The sequence below is a fragment of the Gordonibacter pamelaeae 7-10-1-b genome, assembly GCF_000210055.1.
Classification (GTDB): Bacteria; Actinomycetota; Coriobacteriia; order Coriobacteriales; family Eggerthellaceae; genus Gordonibacter; species Gordonibacter pamelaeae.
Genome location: NC_021021.1, coordinates 1,698,427 through 1,701,185 on the forward strand (window position 1 = coordinate 1,698,427; position 2,759 = coordinate 1,701,185).

Annotated in this window: 2 protein-coding genes and 2 pseudogenes; 2 read left to right on the forward strand and 2 right to left on the reverse strand. The window is 67.9% G+C overall.

Annotated elements, in window-relative coordinates; genetic code table 11:
- Positions 1-200: pseudogene (locus GPA_RS20090) on the forward strand (mechanosensitive ion channel family protein); the annotation flags it as partial.
- The gene (locus GPA_RS07910) at positions 197-1,282 is read left to right on the forward strand and encodes a DUF2804 domain-containing protein (RefSeq protein WP_181813837.1); all 1,086 of its coding nucleotides are present in this window, start codon (positions 197-199) and stop codon (positions 1,280-1,282) included. The pseudogene GPA_RS20090 and the gene GPA_RS07910, both read left to right, overlap by 4 nt.
- 172 nt (positions 1,283-1,454) lie before the next feature.
- Here the strand turns inward: GPA_RS07910 and GPA_RS07915 are convergent, their stop codons facing one another.
- Together GPA_RS07915 and GPA_RS19055 are read right to left on the reverse strand one after the other, a co-directional pair.
- Positions 1,455-2,528, reverse strand: a complete 1,074-nt coding sequence (locus tag GPA_RS07915; protein WP_015539538.1) for a type IV pilus twitching motility protein PilT — start codon at positions 2,526-2,528, stop codon at positions 1,455-1,457.
- Between the two features lie 10 nt (positions 2,529-2,538).
- Positions 2,539-2,759 (reverse strand): annotated as a pseudogene (locus GPA_RS19055) (S4A5 electrogenic sodium bicarbonate cotransporter 4); the annotation flags it as partial.

The following is a 2,759-nucleotide window of genomic DNA, read 5'->3' on the forward strand; positions in this document are numbered from 1 at the left end:
CCGGGGCGCCCGAGGCGGCTGGCAAGGTGCTCGAGGAGGCCCGGCAGGAGGCCGAGGAAGCCGAGGAGGCGTCGGAGGAGGCCGCTGCGAAGCCGAAGCCCAAGCCCGCGCTGAAAGCGAGCGGCAGGCAGGCCGCTCCCACGAGCCTGCGCAAGCGCATGGCGCGCATGTTCCGCACGAGCAAAGGGGGTCGATCGTGAACGAGAAACGCCTCGAGGGGCCGGGTCCGCTGCACCGCCTGGACGGCGCGCTCTCCGCATGCGGGTGGGCCACGCAGCTGGAGCTCGCCTACGACCGCACGCGCATCAAGGCGCCCGGATGGCGCATCAAGGAATGGGACTACTACCTGGTGAACGACGGCGCCTACGCGGTGGCGCTCACGCTGAGCGACTTAGGCTACCTCGGTCTCGTCTCGGCGTCGGTCATCGACTTCGCGCAGGCCGCCTACAAGACCACGAGCGTCATCACGCCCTTCCCGCTCGGACGCTTCCGCCTGCCTTCCACCTCGCGGGAAGGCATCTCGTCCTTTGAGAACGGACGCGTGTCCTTCCGCTTCGAGGCGGGGAACGGCGAGCGCCGACTCCACGCCCGCTTCGCACAGTTCGACGGCGACGATGACCTCGTGTTCGACGCCGTGCTCTCCGACGAGCCCGAGGACACCATGGTCATCGCCACGCCGTGGGCCGAGGACCCGCTCGCCTTCTACTACAACCAGAAGATCGTGGCCATGCGCGCCCGCGGCAGCTTCAAGAAGGGCCTGCTGGTGCACGGGTTCGCACCCGACGACTCGTTCGGCTTGCTGGATTGGGGCCGTGGCGTGTGGACGCGCGACAACACGTGGTTCTGGGGCGTGGCGCAGGGCTGGCAGGACGGGCAGGGTGGAGCCCGGCCGGGCTCGCACTGCTTCGGCCTGAACCTGGGCTACGGCTTCGGCGACACGTCGGCTGCCTCGGAGAACATGGCGTTCGTGGACGGCACGTGCCACAAGCTGCACCGCGTGGACTTCGGCGTGCCCGAGAAGCCCGCCGGTGCCGATGCCCGCAAGGTCGCCGACCGCTACGACCTGTTGGCTCCCTGGCACGTCACCGACGACGAGGGCCGCCTCGATTTGACGTTCACCCCGCTGCTCGACCGCGCGGACTGCATCAACGCCCTGGTCGTGCGCACCGACCAGCACCAGGTGTTCGGCACGTTCGACGGCACGGTGGTGCTCGACGACGGCACGCCCTTCCGCATCGCCGGCCTGCAAGGGTCGGCCGAGGTCGTGCACAACGTGTACTAGGGTGTGACAAGGGGACGGGGATAATGTCACGTTCCCCAATGAGACGCAAGGCCGCAAAGCGTCCAAGAACGTGACATTATCCCCGTCCCCTTGTCACACTGCGGCCCGCCGGATAGGCGGGCCGCTCGTCATGTCCTCGGTATCCAGGCAGGCTGCTTGCGGCAGCTGGCCTCTACAGCCCCTCGGCCTCGAAGCGCTTCTTCAGCGCCTCCTGGTGGATGCTGTACTGCAATGCCATCTCCTTGGCCACGCGTCCGCTCTTCACCAGGTCGAACAGGCTCTGGTCCATCGTGCGCATGCCCTCGGAGCCGCCGGCGGCTATCACGCTGTCTATCTGGTGCGTCTTCTCCTCGCGGATGAGGTTGCGGATGGCCGTGTTCGTGACCATGATCTCGAAGGCGGGCACCACCTCGCCGTCCACCGTGGGCACGAGCTGCTGCGACACGATGGCGTCCAGCACCATGGACAGCTGCATGCGGATCTGGCGCTGCTGCGAGGCGGGGAAGGCGTCGATGATGCGGTCCACCGTGCCGGCCGCGCCCGTGGTGTGCAGCGTGGAGAACAGGAGCTGCGCCATCTCGGCGGCGGTGACGGCCGTGCCGATGGTCTCGTAGTCGCGCATCTCGCCCAGGAGGATGACGTCCGGGCTCTCGCGCATGGCAGAGCGCAGCGCCTCGCCGTAGGTGGCGATGTCGGTGGGCACCTCGCGCTGCGTCACGATGCAGCTGCCGTGCTTGTGCACGTACTCGATGGGGTCCTCCATGGTGATGATGTGCCCCGAGCGCTCGTGGTTCAGCTTGTCGATGATGCAGGCCAGCGTCGTGGACTTGCCCGCGCCTGCCGGTCCCGTGACCAGCACGAGGCCCTTCTGCAGGCGGGCCAGGCGCAGCACCTCGTCGGGGATGTGGAAGTCGGCCGGGTTCGGCAGCCCGAACGGGATGACGCGGATGACGGCGCCGAACGACCCGCGCTGGCGGAACACGTTTGCGCGGAAGCGCCCCACGCCCGCGATGGCGAACGAGAAGTCGTCGTCGTGGTTGCCGTTGTCCACGAAGCGCTGCATGCTGCGCCCGCTCACCTCGTAGATGGCGCGCACGAACGTCTCGGTGTCATCGGGCATGAGCGGCGCCGAGTCCAGGCGGATCTGCCGTCCGCTCACCTCGTAGGACAGCGGCAGGCCTGCAATGATGAAGATGTCGGACGCCTTCGCGTCCACCATCTCCCGCAGCAGCTCTTCAAGTTTCATCTCATCGCTCCTATCGTGTCTGCGCAGCGCCCGACCACAGCGTCTCGCCTGCGCCGTTCTCCGTCCACAGCGTCGTTGCCTTCCATGACGCCACGCTGTACGTGGCGTCCGCGCGTATCTCCAGCACGACGGCGAGCGTGCGCCCGCTGTCGGCAGTGAATTCTGCCTTGACCGTCGATCCGTCCAGCTCGGCACCTTCCGGCAGCGCCGCGCGCACGGCGGACAGCGCCT

Excerpts from the sequence above, each read along its gene's own strand:
- GPA_RS07915 (WP_015539538.1), bottom strand. The coding sequence starts at position 2,528 with ATGAAACTTGAAGAGCTGCTGCGGGAGATGGTGGACGCGAAGGCGTCC.